A 21,828-nucleotide genomic window follows, 5' to 3' on the forward strand; every position below is an offset into this window, starting at 1 on the left:
AGGGCTAACCGGCAACCGCTTCGGTACCCGCTTCCGCTTCCGGTACGAAGTCGATGCCGGCCTCGGCGCGCTGCTCGGGCGTGATGGTGGTGGGTGCCGAGGTCAGCGGGTCCATGCCGCCGCCCGACTTGGGGAACGCGATGACGTCGCGGATCGAGTCGGACTTGGCGAGGATGCCGCAGACGCGGTCCCAGCCGAGCGCTATGCCGCCGTGCGGCGGGGCGCCGTACTTGAGGCCTTCGAGGAGGAAGCCGAACTGCTCCTTGGCCTCCTCGTGGGAGAGGCCGAGCACGTCGAAGACGCGGCTCTGGACCTTGGCGTCGTGGATACGGATCGAGCCGCCGCCGAGCTCGTTGCCGTTGCAGACGATGTCGTAGGCGTAGGTGAGCGCGTTCGCCGGGTCGGACTCGAACTTGTCGATCCACTCCGGGTTGGGCGAGGTGAACGGGTGGTGGATCGCGGTCCAGCCGCCGTTGTCGGTGGGTTCGAACATGGGGGCGTCGACGACCCAGCAGAACGCCCAGGCGTCGGCGTCGATGAGGCCCACGCGCTTGCCGACCTCGAGGCGGGCCGCGCCGAGCAGCTCCTGGGCCTCGCGGCGGTCGGTGGCGGCGGCGAAGAAGACGGCGTCGCCGGCCTTGGCGCCGACGGCGTCGGCGAGCCCGGCCAGGTGCTCCTCGGAGAGGTTCTTGGCGACGGGGCCCTTCGGCTCGCCGGTCTCGGCGTTGAAGGTGATGTAGGCGAGGCCCTTGGCGCCGCGCGCCTTGGCCCAGTCCTGCCAGCCGTCGAGCTCCTTGCGGGTCTGCGAGGCGCCGCCGGGCATGACGACCGCGCCGACGTAGCCGCCGGCGTCGATGGCGCCCGCGAAGACGCGGAACTCGGTGCCGCGCAGGTAGTCGGTGAGTTCGACGAGCTCCTGGCCGAAACGCAGGTCGGGCTTGTCGGAGCCGTAACGGTCCATGGCGTCGTGCCAGGTCATGCGCGGAATCGGCAGCTGGATCTGGTGGTCGGCGAGCTCGGACCAGAGGGCCTGGACGACGCGCTCGCCCAGGTCGATGATGTCGTCCTGGTCGACGAAGGAGGCCTCGATGTCGAGCTGGGTGAACTCGGGCTGGCGGTCGGCGCGGAAGTCCTCGTCGCGGTAGCAGCGGGCGATCTGGAAGTACTTCTCGAAGCCGCCGACCATGAGGAGCTGCTTGAACAGCTGCGGGGACTGCGGGAGGGCGTACCAGGTGCCGGGCTGGAGGCGCACGGGGACGAGGAAGTCGCGGGCGCCCTCGGGGGTGGAGCGGGTCAGCGTCGGGGTCTCGATCTCGACGTAGCCGTCCTCGACCAGAAGGTTGCGGGCGATGTGGTTCGCCTTGGAGCGCAGGCGGATCGCGTTGTTGGGGCCGGTGCGGCGCAGGTCGAGGTAGCGGTGGCGCAGCCGGATGTCCTCGGAGACGTCCACGTGGTCGTCGATCTGGAACGGCAGCGGCGCGGCCTCGGAGAGGACCGTGAGGTCGTTCGCGGTGATCTCGATCTGGCCGGTGGGCAGGTCGGGGTTCTCGTTGCCTTCGGGGCGGCGCGCGACGGTGCCGGTGACGGAGACGCAGTACTCGTTGCGCAGCTTCTGGGCGGCCTCGGCGGCCTCCGAGTCGCGGAAGACGACCTGGACGACGCCCGAGGCGTCCCGCAGGTCCACGAACTCCACCCCGCCGTGATCGCGGCGACGCGCCACCCATCCGGCGAGGGTGACTTGCTGGTCGACGTCAGCGGCACTCAGCGTGCCGGCGAGGTGTGTCCGATACACGGGTTCAAAACTCCTCGAAGGAAACGGTTGGTCGATTGACCGGCGGAGCCGGTTCGCGGCCCGCAGGTCTCGCCCGGAATGCCGCGCCGAGGCCCGCTTCGCGGGCCGGGGCCAATGGCATTCTCTCGAGAACCCGGTGCCGGCAGCAATCGTATAACCGCCCGTGCCGCAGCGAGTCGGCCGTGCCGTCCGCCACGGCGGACGTCACGCAGGTCACCCGCAGCGCTTAGGGTCGCACTGCGGGGCGCAGGGCTGCGCGGGGCGCTGATGCGCCCTTCCTTCTGCGCGCGCACCGTTGCGCTTCCTATTCAGCGCGCGAGCGCACTACTGCGCTTCCCCATCAGCGCGCGAGCGCGCTACTGCGTTAACTACTTCAGCGCGCGAGCGCGCTACTGCGTTAACTACTTCAGCGCGCAAGCGCGCTGAAGCCGAGGAGCCTCACCACCACGTCGAGGAACCGGCGGGCGTCGGCGACGATCGCGTCGGCCTCTTCCGGGGTGACGATGTCGGGGATGCCGGCCTGCGCGAGGACCCGTTTGCGGGCGGTGCGGGCGAAATGCGAGGCCCACTCCTCCAGCTCCGGCGCAACGCCCCGCAGCAGCTCCCAGGTGCTCGAGGGGCGGCCGGGCCGCCGCCTGCCCGTGGCGTCGCCCGCCCGCACTGCGAGCACGGCCACGGCCACCCGGAGGGCGGCCAGGTGCGCCTCGGCGTAGCGCTCGCCGGGGCGGGTGCGCTCCGCCGCGTCGTCGAGGTCGACGCGGGCGGTGGCGAGGAGCTGGAGCGGGGAGCGGTTGGGGAGCTGGTCTGCCGGGATTCGCAGGCGTGAGTTCTGCACGGTGCCCGCTTGCACCAGTCGGGGGCCGCTCGCGCCGCGGGTTCCCACGGGCGAGGCGGATCGAGTTACGGCGGGTCGAGAAGCTGCCATGACGTGGGCCTCCTTAACCTTGTTCGAACTTGCGTTCGAGAAATATGGAACCACACGGGTCCGACATTTCCAACCCCCATCGTCGCGCGAAATCAGCGAATGGCTACGGAGTGTCGCTCATCCGACAGCACTGTCATTGCACGGCAACAGAAAAGGGGCCGCGAACCGTTCGGTTCACGACCCCTGACGTACACCTGAGGCACACCGGGTGTTCGAAGAACGCGGGCGCCTGCGCTTCGCGGCCCGCGCTCGACGGGCTACTCGGCGATCTCGTTGACCATGCGGAGGTGGCCGCGGGCCTCTTCGGCGCGGCCCATCCGCTGGAGGGTGCGGCCGAGGAGCAGGCGGGCGTAGAAGTCCGCCGGGTTGGCCTCGACCATCTTCTCAGTCAGCTCGAGCGCCCTGTTCAGCTGCGCCGACTTGAAGTAGGCGCGCGCGGCGACGAGCATGACGTCCGGGTGGTCCGGGTGGTCGCGCAGCAGCGGCGCGAGGAACTGCAGGGCCCCGAGCGGGTCCTTGAGGGCGAGCATCTCCTCGGCGTCGCGCAGCCGCCGAGTCTCCTCGGGGATCTGGCGCGGCCTGGCGTCGGAGTCGATGAAGGCGGCGATCTGGTCGTCGGTGATGTTCTCGTAGCGCATTTCGTGGACAACGCAAGTCCGGCTCGGATCATTCCCGGCCCGAGCAAGCCCCCGCATTCCCGGCGCCGCCCTTCAAAACGGGCATCGGAGGACCCCCGATATCAAGGGTGACACTGGGGTACGACACTCCGGTGACTCGGCGACGACTTCGCAGGCACCGAGTCCGGTCATGGCGGCTGCGCCACCCCGTTCGTTGCGGAGCGCCGCCGGCCCGATCTGCGCGTGGTGCGCCCGGCGCGCCTCAGTCGTTGCGCAGGGCCGTCGACACGACGATGACCAGCTGCAGCAGGCCCAGCGCCGCCAGCAGCATCCAGGCGGTCACCGCGATCGTGATGGCGCCGCCCATCCACTGCTCATACTGCCCTCCACCGGCGACGGCGATGACGCCCGCCGCGCCGAAGCCGAGGGCGACCACGAGTTCGCGGACCGACCGCTCCCCCATCGTGGTCATGCCGAGGTCGCGCAGGCCCACCTGCCGCGACCGGTTGCGGGTGAGCACGTACATCCAGCACAGCGCGCCGGTGATCGTGACGGCCCACCCGGGCGCGCCGAGGAGCCACAGTGCGATGAGCCAGGCGCCCTCGGAGAGGCGCGCAGCGAGCGGTTCGAACACCAGGACCCGCCGCGAGAGGCTCGTCGAACGGGCCGCGAGGAGCGCGTACGAGGAGTCGGCCAGCGCGGTGATCGCGATGAGCGGCAGGGAGACCAGGATGACCGGTCCGCCGAGGAGGACGCAGAAGGGGATGAGGAGGCTGGCGACGAGTCCGACGCCGACGACGGCGCCGGGCTTGAACCGGGTGGAGAGGATGACCCGGCCGACTAGGGAGTCAGCGGGCACACGCGTACGCATGGTTGTTGTTGTAGCAGACGGCACCAACCGCGCATTCGCAGCATCGAACATAGAAGAGGACTCTACGTGTCCGTGCCGTGACTGCAATCCCTCGATCGGGTAGCCGACACTCGCCGCGCCCTTACGGCCGGAGGTTCTGCCAGACGCGGCGGGTGGAGCGGGAGTGGTTCAGGGTGGTGAAGTGCAGTCCCGGGGCGCCTTCGGCGAGGAGCCGGGAGCCCATGTCGGTGGCGACTTCGACGCCGATGTCGCGGATGGCGTCGCGGTCGTCCTCGACGGCGCGCAGGCGTGCGGCGAGGGCTTCGGGGAAGACCATGCCGGTGAGGACTGCGAACCGCTCGATCTGGCGGATGTTGGTGACGGGCATGATGCCCGGGACGATCGGGATGTCGCAGCCGGCGGCGGCGACGGCGTCGCGCAGGCGCAGGTAGTCGTCGACGTCGTAGAAGATCTGGGTGATCGCGAAGTCGGCGCCGGCGCGGCACTTCTCGACGAAGTGGCGCACGCCGGTGTCCCAGTCGACGTCGCGCGGGTGGCCTTCGGGGAAGGCGGCGACGCCCACGCTGAAGTCGCCGGACTCCTTGATGAGTTCGACGAGTTCGCGGGCGTGGCGGACGCCGTCGGGGTGCTCGACCCACTCGGCGCGGGGGTCGCCCGGCGGGTCGCCGCGCACGGCGAGGATGTTGCGCACGCCCACGTTGGCGAAGTGGCCGATGAGGTTGCGCAGCTCGGCGATGGAGTGGTTCACGGCCGTGCAGTGGGCCATGGTGAGGAGGGTGGTCTCGGAGTTGATCCGCTCGGTGGTCTCGACGGTCTTCTGCCGGGTCGAGCCGCCCGCGCCGTAGGTGACGGAGACGTAGTCGGCGTTCTGGCCTTCGAGGGCGCGGATGGTGCGCCAGAGGACGGTGTCGGCCGCCTCGTCTCGGGGCGGGAACATCTCGAACGAGAACTTCGGGAGCCCTGAGCGCAGCAGATCACCGATCTTGGCGGTCTTCTGCGGCATCACGCTGGGCACTCCGAGAGTCATGCCTGCAAATGTAACGGCATGGGCACACGTGTGCTGACCTGCACTGGCGACCACCCAATAGTTGGGATGGAACGGTATGAGCCTAGGGTTCGACCCGTGGAGCTCAACGACCGCATCGACGCCGCCCTGACCGTCTTCCTGGACAGGCAGGCCGCCGTGATCTGCGGGATCGACGAAAGCCTCGCGGCGTATGCGGACGCGGTGCGCGACTTCGTGCTGCGCGGCGGGAAGCGCCTGCGGCCGGCGTTCGCGTACTGGGGCGCGCGGGGCGCGGGCCTGGAGGACTCGGACGAGCTGGTGGCGTGCGTGGCGTCGCTGGAGCTGCTGCAGGCGTCGGCGCTGATGCACGACGACCTCATCGACGGTTCGGACACGCGCCGCGGGATGCCCTCGATCCACCGGCGGTTCGCGGCGCTGCACGAGAGCGAGGGCTGGTCGGGCCGGCCCGGCGGGTTCGGGGCGGCGGCGGCGATCCTGCTCGGGGACCTGTGCCTGGCGTGGTCGGACGAGCTGTTCTGCTCGGCGGGGCTGCCGTTCGCGATGGTCGCCGCGGCGCGCAGCGACTTCGACCTGATGCGCACCGAGGTGAGCGCCGGGCAGTACCTCGACGTCCTGTCGGAGGTGCGCCGGGACGTCTCGGAGGCGACGGCGGCGAAGGTGGCGCGGTACAAGTCCGCGAAGTACACGATCGAGCGGCCGATGCTGATCGGCGCGTCGCTGGCGGGGGCGCCGGAGCGGGTGCGGGAGCACTACTCGGCGATCGGGCTGCCGCTGGGCGAGGCGTTCCAGCTGCGCGACGACGTGCTCGGGGTGTTCGGCGACCCGGCGCAGACGGGCAAGCCGGCCGGGGACGACCTGCGGGAGGGCAAGCACACGTTCCTCATCGCGCGGGCCTCGGCGGCGGCGGACGCGGCGCAGCGGGCGGCCCTGGACGCGGGGCTCGGCGACCCGGAGCTCGACGCGGCCGGGGTGCAGCGGCTGCGGGCGGTCCTCATGGACACGGGGGCTCTGGCCGACACGGAGGAGCGCATCGCGTCGCTCGCGGCGGAAGCTGAAGCGGCGCTGGAGGATTCGCGTGCCGATGTCGACCCGGCGGCGTTGCAGGTCTTCGCCGGCCTGCTGGTCAAGGCCGTGAAGCGGGACTTCTGAGCACCTTCCACGTTGGAATTCGGGTTTTCGGTCGGCCCGGGTCATCCGAATGGGCCGATTGACACCCGCACGGGTGACGCAACGGTTACCACCCGTCCCCTCGCTCGTTGATACGAGTGAAGGACATGAAACGGACGGTGGGACACAGTGGGACTCTTCGGCGCCATCGGGCGCGAGACCAGGGGCGCGATCCGTTCCCTCGGTTACGATCTGCGCCGGTCGCGGCGCTTCCGGCGGGCCGGTGCGATCGCGGTGGTGGCGGTCGCGGGCGGCATGATCGCGACCGGGGCGCTGCTCCGCGAGCCCGTGCCGGGCCTCCAGGACCTGGCCGACGAGGGCTCGGACATCACCGAGGGCTGGTTCGGCCTGGGTGCGGACACGACCGGGCAGGACGCGGAGTCCTCCTCGGAGGAGGCGTCGCAGTCGCCTTCCGCCGCAGGTGAGGCCGCCGATCCCGAAGCGTCCGAACTCGCGTCGTCGAGTGAGTCGCGGGGCCGCAGCGCCGCGGAGGCGCCCGGGCTGGTGCCGGTCGGCGGGGAGACCGCCGACCCGGTCGAGGAGGGCGGCGAGTCCGCCACGCCCACGCTGGAGCCGACGGAGGAACCGACCGAGGAGCCGACCACGGACGCGCCGACGGAGACGCCCACCGAGGAGCCCACCACGGACGCGCCGACGACGGTGGAGCCGACGCCGAGCGCTTCGGTGCCGACGACCGACATGCCGACGGCGTCGCCGGCCACCGACCCGACGGATCCGTCCGCACCGGTCGCCGAGAGCGCCGACCAGGCGCCGCGCGGTTCGAGCGCGCCGATCCCCCGCAAGAACCGCATCGGCTGAGGGAGCCGGTGTTGCTGCGGCCCTTAGCCTTCGGTGCTGAGCACCGGCGTTCGGGCCACGCCTTTCACTTCGGCCAGTTCGGCCCTGATGGCGGCGATGTTGCGCTTCACGGCGGCCACGTCGGGCCCGTCCTCGACCGCTTCGCCGCGCCGCTGGTCGCGGGCGACGAGCGTCGCCAGGTTCACCAGCTCCCGGTGGAGCTGCCCGAGCAGGTGCGAGGACTCCTTGCCCCACTGCCGGTGCGCGTGCTTGCGGGCCTTGCGCCTGCTGCGCAGCGACCGCATCTCGGTGAGGTCGTCGGCGGTGATGATGCCTTCGTCCTGATCGGACATCGTGGTCACGAACCAGTGCCATTCCGCGCGCGCCGCGAAATGGTAGAGCACGAAGAACAGCGCAAGGATGATCAGGCCTTTGCCGTAGCTCAGCGGAATCCCCAGCGCCGGCGGCATGCTCGAGGGCAGCGGCATGTTCCACAGGCCGTGCATCCCCAGGGCCAGCGCGTACAGGCCGATCGCGACGCCGAGGCGGGTGCTGAGGCGGCGCCGGGTCTGGGTCACGAAGAACGCGATGCCGAGCCCGGCCGCGCCGGTGTACAGCGGGTGGGACCACGGCCCGGCGACCAGGACGCGCGTGAACGTCACGGTGAGCGCGCCGGTGAGGTCGGAGTTCGGGTTGAGACCCGCGTATTTGATGGCGTACGTGAGGTTCTCGACGACCTGGAAGCCCAGGCCCACGAGCGCGCCGTAGATGAGGCCGTCGATGGAGCGGTCGAAGTGCTCGCGCACGATGAGGACGAGCATGACCACGCCCATGGCCTTGAGCCACTCCTCGTTGAGCGGCCCCACGATGGGCGGGCCCCAGGTGCGGGCCCACTGGGCGTCGGTGAGCTCGGCGAGGACCACGAGCGCGGCGTCGTTGGCGAACATGGCGAACGCGACGGCGGCGAGGCCGCCCCAGCACATGGCGGCGGCCCGCACCGTGGGCGGTTCGCGCTCGAAGAGGTCGAGGCGGGCGAGGATGTCGAGGAAGAAGAACGCGAGCACCGCGTTCACGGCGATGGAGGCCCACAGGGCGGTCGCGATGTCGCCGTAGTCTGGCGAGAGGACGCGGCCGAGCTCGATCAGGCCGTAGACGAGGCAGGCGACGAAGAGCCAGTAGGCGGGGCGCCGGATGCGGACGAAGGCGCCCTGGCTCTCGACGACGACGCGTTCGGTGCGGACGTTCACTCGCCCTCCAGTCGGAACGCGTCGATGAACGGGCCGGGGTCGACGGTGGCGCTGCCGGGGTCGTCGCCGGGGGCGATGAGGATGAGGATCGCGGCCGCGCCGCCGTCCTCGCCGACGACGGTGATCGACCCGGCGGTGTCGAGGCCGACGATGTCGGCGCGGTAGCCCGAGAGCCCCGAGGCGGCGTTCGTGTAGGGCTGCTCGTTGTTGTAGGCGTAGCCGCGTTCGGAGATGATCGGGTCGGCGCGGCGCACGAGGAGCTTCTCGAGGCTCTCCACATGGGTGTCGACCTCGACGGTGGCGGTGAGGGCGCCGTGGCGGAAGTTCTGGCGCTGGTCGGCCATGTGGATGCCCGGGGAGGTCCAGCCCTCGCCGGGGAGGGTGAACTCGAGGCTGGCGCCGGTGACGGGGTAGGACTGGAGGTAGAGGGTCTCGCCGGACTCGATCTCCAGCACGGAGTCGCCGAGGGCGCGTTCGATGCCGATCCAGAACACCAGCGGCAGGGCGATGGCCAGTGCCGCGACCACGGCCTGCCACATGCGGCCGCGTTCGACCCCGAACCGGTTCAGATCGATGGTGACGTCGCCCAAAGTCCCCTCCCCGAGCCTTGACACGCGTGGATATCAAGGTACGGGAAGGGGACTGGGAATGCTCCCGGTTTCCGGCGACCGGGCCGTGAACGCCCCTGCCGCGGAAGGAGGGTGCCTCCTAGGCGACCTTGACGGTCCAGCCGTGGGTGTCCTCGGCGCGGCCGTGCTGAAGGTCGAGGATGGTCTGGCGCAGCTGCATGGTGAACTTGCCGGCCTCGCCGCCGTTGACCTTGAACTCGCCGTTGCGGCCCTTGACGGTGCCGACCGGGGTGATCACGGCGGCGGTGCCGCACGCGAAGGCCTCGGAGAGGGCGCCGCTCTCGGCGTCGTCGCGCCAGCGGGCGAGCGAGTAGTCGGTCTCGCGGACCTCCCAGCCGGCCTCGGTGGCGAGCGTGAAGATCGCGTCGCGGGTGATGCCGGGGAGGATCGTGCCGAGCTTCGGCGTGTACAGGACCCGCTCGTTCTCGTAGGCGAAGAACAGGTTCATGCCGCCGAGTTCGTCCACGTTCTCGTACTTCACCGCGTCGAGGAAGACCACCTGGTCGCAGCCGTGCTCGATGGCCTCGGCCTGCGGGAGGAGGCTCGCGGCATAGTTGCCGCCGCACTTCGCCGCGCCGGTGCCGCCGGGCCCGGCCCGGTTGAACTCCTCGGAGACCCACAGGTTGAGCGGCTTGGGGCCGTTCTTGAAGTAGGCGGCCGCCGGGGAGGCGATGACCAGGTACGTGAACTCCTTGGCGGGGCGCACGCCGAGGAACGCCTCGGACGCGAACATGTACGGGCGCAGGTAGAGGCTGGCCTCCTCCTGGCTCGGCACCCAGTCGCCGTCGACGGCGAGGAGCTCGCGGATCGAGGCGAGGAACCACTCCTCGGGCAGGTGCGGCATGGCCATGCGCTGCGCCGAGAGGTTGAGGCGGCGGGCGTTGGCCTCGGCGCGGAACAGGCCGATGCCCCCGTCGGGGTAGCGGTAGGCCTTCAGGCCCTCGAAGATCTCCTGGGCGTAGTGCAGGACCGCCGCGGCCGGGGAGAGCGTGAGCGGGCCGTACGGCTTGACGGTGGCGCTGTGCCAGCCGCGTCCCTCGGTCCAGGTCATCTGGAACATGTGGTCGGTGAACACGGTGCCGAACACGGGGTCGGCGACGAGCGCTCTGCGCTGGTCCGCCGGGGTCGGGTTCGGGTGCGGCTCGTGCCGCAGGTCGGGAAGACCGTCGCTGGTCATTGATCTGTCCTTCAGTGCAAGTGGCTCGGGTGTGGTGCTGTATTTGGTCCTGATGCCTAACTTACCGCTCGTTCAGGTGGTCGGGCGGCGCGCGGCCCGGTCGTCGCCGACACGGAAAAACGCCCGGCGAGTCGCTCTTGTCAGAGCGCTGGCCCGCCGGGCGTCGAAGCTGCTTGGGTGCTAGCTGAGCTGTCCGGCGACGTCGGCGGCTACTCGGTCGCCTACCTCGCCGGTGCGGATCTTGGTGCCGGACTCGCGTCCGGCCAGTTCGCGCTCGACCGCGGCGTTCACCGCGGCTGCGGCGTCGGGGCGGCTCAAGTGCTCGAGCAGGAGCGCGGTGGAGGAGATCGCGGCGACCGGGTCGGCGATGCCCTGACCGGCGATGTCGGGCGCCGAGCCGTGCACGGGCTCGAACGTCGACGGGTGCGTGTGGTCGGGGTTGATCGAACCGGTGGCGGCCAGGCCGATGCCGCCGGTCACCGCGGCCGCGATGTCGGTGAGGATGTCGCCGAACAGGTTGTCGGTGACGATCACGTCGAACGTGTGCGGCCGGTTCACCAGGAACATGGCGGCGGCGTCGACGTGCTGGTACTCGGTGGTGATGTCCGGGTACTCGGCCGCGACCTCGTCGAAGGTGCGCTTCCAGAGCCCGCCGGCGTGCACGAGCACGTTGGTCTTGTGGACCAGCGTAAGGTGGCCGCGGCGGCGCTTGGCGCGCTCGAAGGCGTCGCGGATGACCCGCTCGGTGCCGTAGCGCGTGTTCAGGGACTCCTCGGTGGCGATCTCCGCCGCCGATCCGGTGTGGAGGTTGCCGCCGGCGCCGGTGTACAGGCCCTCGGTGCCCTCACGCACGACCACGAAGTCGATGTCGCCGGGCTTGACGTCGGCCAGCGGCGTGGGCGCGCCCGGGTACAGGCGGCTGGGCCGCAGGTTCACGTACTGGTCGAACTCGAAGCGCAGCTTCAGGAGCAGACCGCGCTCGAGGACCCCCGGCGGGACCGACGGGTCGCCGATGGCGCCCAGGAGGATCGCGTCGTGCTCGTCCAGTTCGGACAGGACGCTCTCGGGGAGGACCTCACCGGTGCGGTTGTACAGGCGGGCGCCCAGGTCGTACTCGGTCGACTCGTAGCCGGGAAGGGCCACGGCGAGCACCTTCTGCGCCTCGGCGATGACCTCTTGCCCGATCCCGTCGCCCGGGATGACCGCGATCCTGCTCATGCTGCCTCTCTGATTTCGTCCTCAGTCGCTGAAGCGAACTGGTGCCCCGCTTCCGGTCTGGGACCGGCCGGTTCCCCATCGGTCAGTACTTCCCGGGGAAACGCGGAATGCGGGCGAGTGCGTTCACCTTAACGCACCCGTCCCGCATTCCGACGAACGACTCTCAGCAGGTGGAACCGGTCCGGTGGACGCCGCGAAAGCGGCGCACCGGACGAGCGCTAGTCCTGCAGGGTCACCGACTTGACGCCGCTCGCGCCGACCGACTCCTTGATGCGGCCGAGCAGCTCGGACGGCACCGGGGCGTCGAGGGCCATCGCCATGACGGCCTCGCCGCCGGCGGCCTTGCGGGCCACCTGCATCGCGGCGATGTTGATGCCCAGGTCGCCGAGCGCGCCGCCGATGAGGCCGACGACGCCGGGACGGTCGGTGTAGCGCAGGAACAGCAGCGAGCCGTCCAGGTCGATGTCGAGCTCGAAGCCGTCGATCTCGGTCAGGCGCAGGCCGCCGTGCGGGCCGGGGCTGATCGTGCCCGAGACCGTGAGGCTCCGGCCGTCGACCAGCGCGCCGCGCAGCGTCAGGAGCGTCTGGTACTCCGGCGACTCCTTCGAGGCGAACAGGCCGACCTCGACACCGCGCTGGTCGGCCACGAGCGGCGCGTTCACGTACGTGACCGAGTCGGCCACGTCCACGAACAGGCCCTTGGTGGCCGCGAGCTGGAGGACCGTCACGTCGTGGTCGACGACGTCGCCGCGGACCTCGACGGTGAGCGACTGGACCGGGGCGCCCGTGAGCGCGTTGAACGTGCGGCCCAGGCGCTCGGCGAGCGGCAGCAGCGGGCGCACGTCCTCGTGGACGACACCCCCGGCCTGCACGTTCGCCGCGTCCGGCACGAACTCGCCGGAGAGGGCGAGGCGCACGCTCTTGGCGACCGCGAGGCCGGCGTTGTCCTGCGCCTCGCGCGTGGACGCGCCCAGGTGCGGGGCGGCGACCACGTTGTCGAGCGCGAACAGCGGCGAGTCGGTGCACGGCTCCTTGACGAACACGTCGAGGCCGGCGGCGGCCACGCGTCCGTCCTGCAGCGCGGCGGCGAGCGCCTCTTCGTCGATGAGGCCGCCGCGCGCGGCGTTAACGATCCGCACGCCCGGCTTGACCTTGTTGAACGCGTCCTCGCCGAGGATGCCCACGGTCTCGGGCGTCTTCGGCAGGTGGATCGTGATGAAGTCCGCGGCGGCCAGCAGCGTGTCGAGGTCGACGAGCTTCACCCCGAGCTTCGCGGCGATCGCGGGCTGGGCGTACGGGTCGTACGCGACCACGTCCATGTCGAACGCCTGCATGCGGGTGGTGACGAGCTGCCCGATCTTGCCGAAGCCGATGACGCCGAGGGTCTTGCCCTGGATCTCGACACCGGTGAACTTCTTGCGGTCCCAGCGCCCGGCGCGCAGCGAGGCGTCGGCACGGGCGATGTGGCGGGCGCTGGCGAGCAGCAGCGTGATGGCCTGCTCGGCGGCGGAGACGATGTTGGAGGTCGGCGCGTTGACGACCATGACGCCGCGCTCGGTGGCGGCGGGCAGGTCGACGTTGTCGAGTCCGACGCCGGCGCGCGCGATGACCTTGAGCTTCGGCGCGTGCTCGAGCGCCGCCGCGTTGATGGTGGTGGCGGAGCGGACGATCACGGCGTCGGCCTCGACCAGCGCGGCGTGGAGGGACTCCACGTTCGTACCGTCGATCTCCCGGACGTCGAAGTCCCCGGAGAGGACATCGACCGCGGCGGGCGCTAGCGGGTCGGCAATGACCACGACGGGTTTCGGTTCGGTCATGGGTACCTCGCAAAGGTAAGGGAGACGGAGGACCGGGCGCGGCGCTGCGTCGTCGCGGCCAATGGTATGTCCAACGCGTTAACGGCTCCTTACCGACCTGCCGCATTCCGAATCCTGGAACACCCCTCGCATGTCAGGCCCCACAGGTCACGGCCGGGGCGGCGCGCACCTCACGAGTCGCGTTCCGCTTCGTGAGACGCGGGCGGGCCCGTCGGCCCGCCGCACCCCCCGGCCGGTCGCGGTCGCGGTCGCGACGCTTGTTCGGCTTCGCAGCCGCCCCCGTTTCGATGATGCCCTGTGGGGCCGACATGTCATACCTGTGCGCCGTACTGGAATCGGGGGCGATGCGCATGCCCGTTTTGCAGGCTAGCGCCGGATTTGCACCGCTATTCGAAGTGGGCGTCCTCGTCCAGGAGCTCCGCCGCGTCGCTCTCGGCCTCGGCGAGCACCTGCTTGACGACCGGGATCGCCACGCCGGAGCCGTAGCCTTTGCGGGCGAGCATTCCCACGAGCTTGCGGAGGACGGCGTCGTCGGTCTGGCCCGCTAGCGACCGGTAGCGGCGCCGCGCCAGCTCGAGCGCGGCCGCCCGCTCGTCGTCGTCGCTGACCTGCTCCACGGCGGCGTCGACGAAGTCGGGGTCGACGCCTTTGCGGCGCAGCTCCCCCGCGAGGCTCCGCTTCGACAGGCCGCGGCTGCGGTGGCGGGACTCGACCCAGGCGCGCGCGAACACCGCGTCGTCGATGAGGCCGACCTCGGCGTAGCGCTCCAGGATGTCGGTGACGATCTCCTCTTCGAAGCCCTTGCGGCGCATCGAGTCACCGAGTTCGGAGCGCGTGCGGGGCCGGCCCGACAGCAGCTGGAGACAGTACTGCCGGGCCGCCTCGGGGTCGTCCGGCTTAGAAGTCGACCGGGGGTTCTTCAATCTCGACCTCGATCGGGGCGTCGGCCGCGGCGGCGTCGACGCCGAGCTTCTCCTTGATCTTCTTCTCGATCTCCAGGGCCAGGTCCGGGTTCTCCTTGAGGTTGGTCCGGGACTTCTCCTTGCCCTGGCCGAGCTGGTCGCCCTCGTACGTGTACCAGGCGCCCGACTTCTTCACGATGCCGTGCTCGACGCCCATGTCGATGATCGAGCCCTCCTTGGACACGCCGTGCCCGTAGAGGATGTCGAACTCGGCCTGGCGGAACGGCGAGCCGACCTTGTTCTTGACGACCTTGACGCGGGTGCGGTTGCCGACGGCCTCGCCGCCGTCCTTGAGCGTCTCGATCCGGCGGATGTCCAGGCGCACCGAGGCGTAGAACTTGAGCGCCTTGCCGCCGGCGGTGGTCTCGGGCGAGCCGAACATGACGCCGATCTTCTCGCGCAGCTGGTTGATGAAGATCATCGTGGTGCCCGTGTTGTTCAGGCCGCCGGTGATCTTGCGCAGGGCCTGGCTCATGAGCCGGGCCTGCAGGCCCACGTGCGAGTCGCCCATCTCGCCCTCGATCTCGGCGCGCGGCACGAGCGCGGCCACCGAGTCGATGACGATGAGGTCGACGGCGCCGGAGCGGACCAGCATGTCCGCGATCTCCAGGGCCTGCTCGCCGTTGTCCGGCTGGCTGACGAGGAGGTCGTCGACGTTGACGCCGAGCTTCTCGGCGTAGATCGGGTCGAGCGCGTGCTCGGCGTCGATCATCGCCGCGACACCGCCCTCGGCCTGGACGTTCGCCATGGCGTGCAAGGCGATCGTGGTCTTACCGCTGGACTCGGGACCGTAGATCTCGATGATGCGGCCCTGCGGCAGGCCGCCGACGCCGAGCGCCACGTCGAGCGCGATCGAGCCGGTGGAGATGGTCTTGATGTTCTGCTTCGGCTTCTCGCCCAGTCGCATGACCGAGCCCTTGCCGAACTGCTTGTCAATCTGGGCCAAGGCGAGATCGAGCGCCTTGGACTTGTCCTGAGCGGAGTTCATCCCGCCTCCCCTGGTTCCTGTCTGCTTAGCCATGGTGAACACGGTAGTCGCACCCACCGACAACCTAGGTCAACGGCATGTTCGAACAGGGCGCATCTCGCAGAGACGACAGAAGCTCGAGTCGACAGAGACGAGGAGACCGCGGATCTCGGCGAACAGCGTCGTCAGCGCACCAGGCGGGAGGGGATCCGCTCCGGCCAGGCGCGGCAGACGGCCATCCACACGGCCTTGGCGTTCTCGCCCTCGGCGAGGGCCTGGTCGATCGTGCGGCCGCCGAGCTGACCGAGGGTGTGGTCGGCGGCGACCGACCGGGCGTACGCGGTCCCGAAGGTCTCGTTCATCCGGTCCCAGAAATCGCTCTGCTTCATGCGCCGCTCCCCTGCCTCCCGCACCCTCAGGTGCGCCGTTCCCGCCGTTCCGCTGCGACAACGGTAGGCGACTCCGTGGGCCGGGGCCAACCACGGGTGGCAAGATTGCCGGGTGCCTCGCGTCAGCCAAGAACACCTCGACTCCCGCCGTCAGCAGATCCTCGACGGCGCGCGCTCGTGCTTCGCCAAGTTCGGATACGAGGGCGCGACGGTGCGGCGGCTGGAGGAGGCGACGGGGCTCTCGCGCGGGGCGATCTTCCACCACTTCCGGGACAAGGACGCGCTGTTCCTGGCCGTGGCCTCCGTCGACGCGGCGGAGATGGCGGCGACGGTGGCCGACCGGGGCCTCGTGGGCGTGATGCAGGACCTGACCACGGGCGCGGACAAGCCCGAGACCGCCGGCTGGCTCGGCACGCAGCTGGAGGTCGCGCGGCGCCTGCGCACCGACCCGGAGTTCGCCGAGGCCTGGGGGCGGCGGCGCGAGGCGATCGCGGAGGCGAGCCGGGAGCGGCTCGAGCACCAGCGCGAGATCGGGGTGCTGCGCACCGACATCGACATCGAGGTCCTGGCCGGGTTCCTGCAGCTGATGTACGACGGCCTGGTGCGCTACCTCGCGACCGGCCGCGAGGACCTCGACATCACCCGCATCCTCAGGCTCGTGGAAGAGGCCGTGCGCCGCCACTGAGCGGGTCGGCATCGACGGCGGGAGGGCGGGCATTGTGCCCGCCCTCCCGCCGTTTGTCACTGATGCGCGGCGACGCAAAACGCGCACAGTATTCCTAGGCAGCAGACATTTACATCCATCATTACATTTTGCTAAACTTCTCTCTTAATTGAAAACTCAACCAATGTCGCTTCCGGTGCCTCCGCTCGCGGTCGACCGACCGCTCCACAGTGCCTCTCGCAGGCCGGTCGCGACTCCCACCCCCTATGGAGGGCATACATGATCACCCGACTCCAACCGATCGGACTCCTCATCGGACGCGTCGTCCTCGGCGTCGTCTTCATTGCACACGGCTGGCAGAAGTTCAGCGAGAACGGCATGGACGCCACGGTCCAGGGCTTCGAGGGCTTGGGCATCCCGGCACCCACGCTGTCGGCCTACTTCACCGTGGGGGCCGAGATCATCGGCGGCGCCCTGCTTATTTTGGGAGCGCTCCTACCGCTGGCGGGGCTCTGGCTCGCCAGCGTCATGCTCGGCGCGATGTACTTCGTGCACCCGCTCGACGGCGCGTTCTTCTCCCAGGAGGGCGGCTACGAGTACGTGCTCCTGCTGGCCGCCATCGCCATCGCCATCGGTTTCTCCGGCGGCGGCGCGCTCGCCGTCGACTCGCTGTGGCTCAACAACATCGGCGAGAAGAAGGAGGCTGACGAGCCCGCTCGCGCCGAGAGCCTGGCCTGACCCGCACTGGACCCGGAGCCTCCGAGCGGTGCCCGCTCGGAGGCTCCGGGCGTTCAGCGGCTCCGGATCAGCACGCGGCGAGTCCTCCGATGGAGTTCAGGTCCGCGGGGTCGACCACGAGCCAGACGAACGGGATGTAGCCGCGACCCTCGGCGAGCTCCACCTCGACCATGAGGTTCGACGGGCTCTTCCCCGGGTGGTAGTCCCAGAAGCCCTGTTCCTCCTGGCCGCTCGGGTCGATGGTCTCGGCGGCCGTGTAGCAGGCCAGCTCGAACTCCTCGCCGACGTCGGCGTAGTCGACGGCGGACGCCGCGTCCCCCGGCGTGCCGCGGATGCCGGGCCTGCCGCCCTGGTTCTGGCAGTACGTGCGCGACTGCGGGCAGTCCCAGTACACGGTCCCGGTGACGATGGACGTGTCCCCGACACCGGTCACCGGCTCGCTGTCCGCCGCGGGGCTGTGGACGGAGAAGAAGTAGGTGTCCGAGGCGTTGAGGCCCTCCAGGGTGAACTCGGCGCAGGGCAGGTCCTCCACGGAGCCTTGGGAATCGGAGCCGGTGTAGTCGACGCGGCAGCCGGTGGAGGCCGGGTCGGCGTCGGTGGTGACGGTCAGCGAGGAGACCCCGGGCACGACCTCCACGACCTCGCCCGGCCAGGCCGGCAGTGCCGCATCGGTCTGCGCCCCTGCGGATTCGGGCTCGATGCCCACGCCCTCGGTGGTGTCGCCGGTCGGGTCCTCACCGCCCGACCCGTCGCCGTTGCGGCGCAGGACCTCGGCGAGGACCGCGCCGCCGCACATGAGGACGACCAGCAGGACCGCGAGGACCACGGCGCGCGGCCGCGGCCGGCCCCGGTCCGGTTGCGGCGCAGGCGGGCTGAGCGGTGGCAGGACCCCGGTCATCGGCATGGTCGGCGGGCCCTGGACCGCCGGGGCGGCGGCAGGCGTCAGGACGCTCGTGGCGGCGGGCGCCGGTGCGACGGGGGTGTACGGGACCGCCGGGGTGACCGGCGGGAGCGGGGCGGCGGGCGTCTGCGGGGCCGGGGCGTGGATCGCCACGGCGCCTTCGCTGACGACCAGCTCGGGCTGCTCGATGAGGGTCGGCGCGATGCCGAGTTCCTGGTGGATCATCGTGGCGGCCAATGGCATCCGGCTCGCGCCGCCGACCATGAAGAGTCCGGCGAGCTGCTCAGGGGCGAGCCCGGCCTCGCGGATCACTGCCCGCGTGATCTCGACGGCTTGGGCCATGAGCGGGCGGGCCAGCAATTCGAGTTCGGCGCGGGTGAGCATCTCCTCGACGGCGAAGCCCGGCACCGCGATATCAGTGCTCGTGCGGCGCGACAGGCGCTCCTTCGCTTCGCGCACTTCGTCGTAGAGCGTGAAGCGCCCGCGGAGCGCCTCCGGTCCGGCGTCGGGGTCGAGGAGCCCGGCCCACCGGCTGGCGCGCTCCTCGGATCCGGCGAAGCGGCCGCCGAGGTACTCGACGAGCGCCTGGTCGAGGTAGTGCCCGCCGATCCGGTCCGATCCGTCCACGGCGAGCACGTCGTAGCCGGTGTCGGTGCGCGCCACGGCGCTCGCGTCGAAGGTGCCCGCGCCGAGGTCGAAGACGACGAGGGTCTGGCCCGGCGCGAGTTCATGGCCGAGCACCTCCGCGAAGTAGCGGGCGGCGGCCACGGGCTCGGGCAGCAGCACCGGTGACACGGCCCCGGCGCTGACGGCGGCGTCGCCGACGACGTGGCGGCGGGCCGGACCCCACCCGGCCGGGACGGTCACGGTGACCGAACGGGGCACGCCGGCGGCGGTGCCGCAGTCGGCGATGACCCGGCGCAGCACGGCCGCGACCGCTTCGCGGACAGGGATCTCCTTGTCCCCCAGCAGGATCGTGGAGGCATCGAGGCGCAGCTTCGGGTTGCGCTCGTAGCGCTCGGGACGGCGGCGGCCCTCGCGCGCGGCGTCGCGTCCGACGAGGATCGATGCCTCGTTATCGAGATATATTCCTGAAGGCAGCAGTGGCGTGCCCTCGAAGAGCAGCTGGTGGCGGCGGCCGTCGTCGCGGAGGACGGTGGCGACCGTATGGTGCGTGCCGAAGTCGATGCCGAGCGCGGCAGCCGTACGGGGGGCGGAGTCCATGCCGAGCTTTCTGGGGAGGCGGATCGGGACCGCATCAGCGTACTCGTGAGGAACGAGGCGCACATCGGTCGTCTTCGGCGGCAAGGCGATCGGCGGGCGGATGGGACCAACCGCCGCATTCCGGGCAACCCAAGGCGAATCGTTCGCTCTCGGCGGTACAGCGATCGGGATGGGGGGTCGGGGACCCGCCACTGCCGATGCCCTCGGCAGGGCAATCGGGGCGGCCAAGTCCTGCCGTCACATAGCGGCCGCCGCATTCCGGGCAACCCGAGGCGAATCGATCGCTCTCGGCGGTACAGCGATCGGGGCGGAGGCCGGAGCGCGCCACTTCGTGTCGGCCGCTGCCTTCCAAGCGCCGATCGTTCGCTCGGCAACAAAGCGACCAACGAATGGGACCAGCTGCCGCATCCACGCCGCAGGAAGCACGAAGCGGCCCTGAGGAAACCAGTTCCTCAGGGCCGCTTGCTCAGTCAGTTGTTATCCGACGCGCTGATGACTACCAACGGTCGCGACGCTCGCGGTCGCCGCGGAAGCCGCCGCCTTCACGGCTGCCCCGGTCGTCGCCGCGGAAACCGCTGCGGGTGCCGCGGTCGTCGCTGCGGAAGCCGCCGCCACCGCGGTTGTCGCGGTCGCCGTAGCTCCGGCGCTCGCCACCGCCGCTGTAACCACCGCTGCGGTTGTCGCCGCCTCGGAAGCCGCCGCCGCGGTTGTCGCGGTCGCCGTAGCTGCGACGCTCGCCGCCACCGCTGTAGCCGCCGCCTTCGCGGTTGCCGCGGTAGCCGCCGCCATCGCGGTTGCCCTGGTAGCCCCCGCCTTCGCGGTTGCCCTGGTAGCCGCCGCCGGAGCCGCCTTCGCGGTTGCCGCGGTAGCCGCCACCGTCACGGTTGCCCTGGTAGCCCCCACCGGAACCGCCCTCGCGGTTCCCGCGGTAGCCGCCGCCGGAGCCGCCTTCGCGGTTGCCCCGGTAGCCGCCGCCGGAGCCGCCGCCACGGTTGCCCTGGTAGCCGCCGCTGCGGCGCTCGCCGCCACCGCGGTCGTCACGATCGCGGCGCGGGCCGCGGTCGTCGCGCTCGCGGCGCTTCGGCGGGTCGAGGATCTCGCGCTCGGCCTGCTCGCGCAGACGGGCCGCCTGGGCGCGCAGGCCCTCGGCGTCCTCTTTCAGGCGCTGGATCTGCTGCTCGAGGCGGGCGGCCTCGGCGTCGTTCTGCGAGGCCTGGTGGTCCGCCGCCACCGCACGGAGGTCCGTGAAGTTGCGGGCGCCCATGAGCGCGGCCAGCTCAGTGTCGAAGTTGTCGCCGACGTGGTGGCGCTGGGCCTCCACGCCCGCACGCTCGATCAGGCTGAACATGCTGCGGTTCTGGTGCGGGAGCACCAGGGTCGCGACGTGCCCGGACTGGCCGGCGCGGGCGGTGCGCCCGGCGCGGTGCAGGTAGTCCTTGTGGGTCTTCGGCGGGTCGACGTGGAGGACCATGTCGACGCCGTCCACGTGGATGCCGCGGGCCGCGACGTCGGTGCAGACGAGGGCGTCGAGGCGCCCGTTCTTGAAGCGCTCCAGGACCTTGGAGCGGTCGACCTGCGACATGCCGCCGTGCAGGCCCTCGGCCTTGACGCCCTGCTCGCGCAGTTCCTCGGCGATCCGGTCGACGGCGAGCTGCGTGCGGACGAACACCATCGTCAGGCCCGGGCGGGCGGCGACGGCGGCGGTCATCGTGGCCTTGTCGCGCGGGCCGATGAGCAGCAGGTGGTGGGTCATGGTGGTGACCGAGCCGGCCGACGGGTCGACCGAGTGGGTGACCGGGTCCTGCAGGTACTTGCGCACCAGGACGTCGATCTCCTTCTCCAGGGTGGCGGAGAAGAGCATGCGCTGGCCGCCGACGGGGAGCATGTCGAACAGCTCCTCGACCTCGGGCAGGAAGCCCATGTCGGCCATCTGGTCGGCCTCGTCGAGGATCGCGAGCTCGACGGAGTCGAGCGAGCACTCGCCGCGGCGGATCAGGTCGCGCAGGCGGCCCGGGGTGGCGACGAGCATGTCGACACCGGAGCGCAGCGCGTCGATCTGGCGGTTGAATGCCGTACCGCCGCAGACGACCTTCATGTCGATGCCCACGGCGTCGCCGAAGGTCTGGAGCGACTCGGCGACCTGGATGGCCAGTTCGCGGGTCGGGGTCAGGATGATCGCGCGGGGCCGCTTGGCCTTCGTGCGACCGCCCGCGGCGAGGCGGGCCAGGGTCGGCAGGCCGAAGGCCAGGGTCTTGCCCGAGCCGGTCTGGCCGCGGCCGAGGATGTCGCGCCCGGCGAGGGCGTCGGGGATCGTCGCGGCCTGGATCGGGAAGGGCGTGATGATGCCCTGCTCGGCCAGTGCGGCGGTGATCTTCTCGGGCAGGCCGAGTTCCTCGAACGACGGGCCGGTGTAGGCCGGGACCTCGTCGGCCTCGACGGTGAACTCCGCGGCGGGAGCCGTCTCGGCGGCCGCTTCGACCACCGCAGCGGTCTCGAGCTCGACGGCCTCGACGGTCTCGGCGGCGGCTGCGACCACGGCGGGAGCCTCGGTCACGGCGGCGGCTTCGACGGCCTGGGCGTCGGTGGTTTCGGGGGTTTCAAGGGTTTCGAGCGCCATGTCGGATTCATTCATGGCAGCATCGGGCACAGTTTGGTCAAGAGTCATGGTTCGCCTTCCGCGAGAACGACTTCGTAAAGT

General features: G+C 70.7%; 19 protein-coding genes. 4 read left to right on the forward strand and 15 right to left on the reverse strand.

What is annotated here, in order from left to right:
- Nucleotides 1-4 precede the first annotated feature (4 nt).
- The 5 genes from aspS to metF all read right to left on the reverse strand — a co-directional run bounded on the left by aspS (nucleotide 5) and on the right by metF (nucleotide 5,232).
- Nucleotides 5-1,792, reverse strand: a complete 1,788-nt coding sequence (aspS, locus tag O2L52_RS12870; protein WP_270115903.1) for an aspartate--tRNA ligase — start codon at nucleotides 1,790-1,792, stop codon at nucleotides 5-7.
- A gap of 406 nt (nucleotides 1,793-2,198) precedes the next feature.
- A complete protein-coding gene (locus O2L52_RS12875) occupies nucleotides 2,199-2,717 on the reverse strand; it encodes an SAV_6107 family HEPN domain-containing protein (protein WP_243901420.1) in 519 nt (172 codons plus the stop codon).
- 257 nt (nucleotides 2,718-2,974) lie between these two features.
- A complete protein-coding gene (locus tag O2L52_RS12880; protein WP_270115905.1) occupies nucleotides 2,975-3,355 on the reverse strand; it encodes a tetratricopeptide repeat protein in 381 nt (126 codons plus the stop codon).
- Between the two features lie 241 nt (nucleotides 3,356-3,596).
- On the reverse strand, nucleotides 3,597-4,205 hold the full coding sequence (locus O2L52_RS12885; RefSeq protein WP_270115908.1) for a hypothetical protein: 609 nt from the start codon (nucleotides 4,203-4,205) through the stop codon (nucleotides 3,597-3,599).
- 121 nt (nucleotides 4,206-4,326) lie between these two features.
- The gene (gene metF / locus O2L52_RS12890) at nucleotides 4,327-5,232 is read right to left on the reverse strand and encodes a methylenetetrahydrofolate reductase [NAD(P)H] (RefSeq protein ID WP_270115909.1); all 906 of its coding nucleotides are present in this window, start codon (nucleotides 5,230-5,232) and stop codon (nucleotides 4,327-4,329) included.
- Nucleotides 5,233-5,298: 66 nt separating this feature from the next.
- Between metF and O2L52_RS12895 the strand changes: the two genes are divergently transcribed.
- Both O2L52_RS12895 and O2L52_RS12900 read left to right on the forward strand, forming a co-directional pair.
- Nucleotides 5,299-6,381, forward strand: coding sequence for a polyprenyl synthetase family protein (locus O2L52_RS12895; RefSeq protein ID WP_344472960.1), 1,083 nt, complete (start codon nucleotides 5,299-5,301; stop codon nucleotides 6,379-6,381).
- Between the two features lie 147 nt (nucleotides 6,382-6,528).
- Nucleotides 6,529-7,218, forward strand: coding sequence for a hypothetical protein (locus O2L52_RS12900; protein WP_270115912.1), 690 nt, complete (start codon nucleotides 6,529-6,531; stop codon nucleotides 7,216-7,218).
- Between the two features lie 23 nt (nucleotides 7,219-7,241).
- On the opposite strand, the gene O2L52_RS12905 is transcribed toward O2L52_RS12900, so the two are convergent.
- From O2L52_RS12905 to O2L52_RS12940, 8 genes are all read right to left on the reverse strand, one after another.
- The gene (locus tag O2L52_RS12905) at nucleotides 7,242-8,444 is read right to left on the reverse strand and encodes a PrsW family intramembrane metalloprotease (protein ID WP_270115914.1); all 1,203 of its coding nucleotides are present in this window, start codon (nucleotides 8,442-8,444) and stop codon (nucleotides 7,242-7,244) included.
- Nucleotides 8,441-9,034: a hypothetical protein gene (locus O2L52_RS12910; RefSeq protein WP_270115915.1), complete on the reverse strand. Its 594-nt coding sequence runs from the start codon at nucleotides 9,032-9,034 to the stop codon at nucleotides 8,441-8,443. Before O2L52_RS12910 ends, O2L52_RS12905 begins: the two co-directional genes overlap by 4 nt.
- A gap of 118 nt (nucleotides 9,035-9,152) precedes the next feature.
- Nucleotides 9,153-10,250: a branched-chain amino acid aminotransferase gene (locus O2L52_RS12915; RefSeq protein WP_270115916.1), complete on the reverse strand. Its 1,098-nt coding sequence runs from the start codon at nucleotides 10,248-10,250 to the stop codon at nucleotides 9,153-9,155.
- A 180-nt stretch (nucleotides 10,251-10,430) separates the two neighbouring features.
- The gene (locus O2L52_RS12920; protein WP_270115918.1) at nucleotides 10,431-11,468 is read right to left on the reverse strand and encodes a 3-isopropylmalate dehydrogenase; all 1,038 of its coding nucleotides are present in this window, start codon (nucleotides 11,466-11,468) and stop codon (nucleotides 10,431-10,433) included.
- 218 nt (nucleotides 11,469-11,686) lie between these two features.
- Complete coding sequence (serA, locus tag O2L52_RS12925) at nucleotides 11,687-13,285, reverse strand: phosphoglycerate dehydrogenase (RefSeq protein WP_270115920.1); 1,599 nt, start codon at nucleotides 13,283-13,285, stop codon at nucleotides 11,687-11,689.
- A 386-nt stretch (nucleotides 13,286-13,671) separates the two neighbouring features.
- Nucleotides 13,672-14,208, reverse strand: coding sequence for a regulatory protein RecX (locus O2L52_RS12930; RefSeq protein WP_270115924.1), 537 nt, complete (start codon nucleotides 14,206-14,208; stop codon nucleotides 13,672-13,674).
- Entirely contained in the window at nucleotides 14,183-15,235 is a 1,053-nt protein-coding gene (gene recA / locus O2L52_RS12935; RefSeq protein WP_344473136.1) for a recombinase RecA, read from the reverse strand. The genes O2L52_RS12930 and recA overlap by 26 nt, the downstream gene beginning before the upstream one ends.
- Nucleotides 15,236-15,399: 164 nt before the next feature.
- Complete coding sequence (locus tag O2L52_RS12940; RefSeq protein ID WP_270115928.1) at nucleotides 15,400-15,603, reverse strand: DUF3046 domain-containing protein; 204 nt, start codon at nucleotides 15,601-15,603, stop codon at nucleotides 15,400-15,402.
- Nucleotides 15,604-15,715: 112 nt separating this feature from the next.
- Between O2L52_RS12940 and O2L52_RS12945 the strand changes: the two genes are divergently transcribed.
- A complete protein-coding gene (locus tag O2L52_RS12945) occupies nucleotides 15,716-16,288 on the forward strand; it encodes a TetR/AcrR family transcriptional regulator (protein ID WP_270115931.1) in 573 nt (190 codons plus the stop codon).
- A 258-nt stretch (nucleotides 16,289-16,546) separates the two neighbouring features.
- Nucleotides 16,547-17,005, forward strand: a complete 459-nt coding sequence (locus O2L52_RS12950; protein WP_270115933.1) for a DoxX family protein — start codon at nucleotides 16,547-16,549, stop codon at nucleotides 17,003-17,005.
- 67 nt (nucleotides 17,006-17,072) lie between these two features.
- Here O2L52_RS12950 and O2L52_RS12955 read toward each other — a convergent pair whose 3' ends face one another.
- Nucleotides 17,073-19,130 (reverse strand): Hsp70 family protein, encoded by a 2,058-nt coding sequence (locus O2L52_RS12955; RefSeq protein WP_270115935.1) that lies wholly within the window; start codon nucleotides 19,128-19,130, stop codon nucleotides 17,073-17,075.
- A 496-nt stretch (nucleotides 19,131-19,626) separates the two neighbouring features.
- Nucleotides 19,627-21,762, reverse strand: a complete 2,136-nt coding sequence (locus O2L52_RS12960) for a DEAD/DEAH box helicase (RefSeq protein ID WP_270115937.1) — start codon at nucleotides 21,760-21,762, stop codon at nucleotides 19,627-19,629.
- Between the last annotated feature and the right edge of the window lie 66 nt (nucleotides 21,763-21,828).

The sequence above is a fragment of the Glycomyces algeriensis genome (assembly GCF_027622855.1).
In the GTDB taxonomy this organism is placed as follows: domain Bacteria; phylum Actinomycetota; class Actinomycetes; order Mycobacteriales; family Micromonosporaceae; genus Glycomyces; species Glycomyces algeriensis.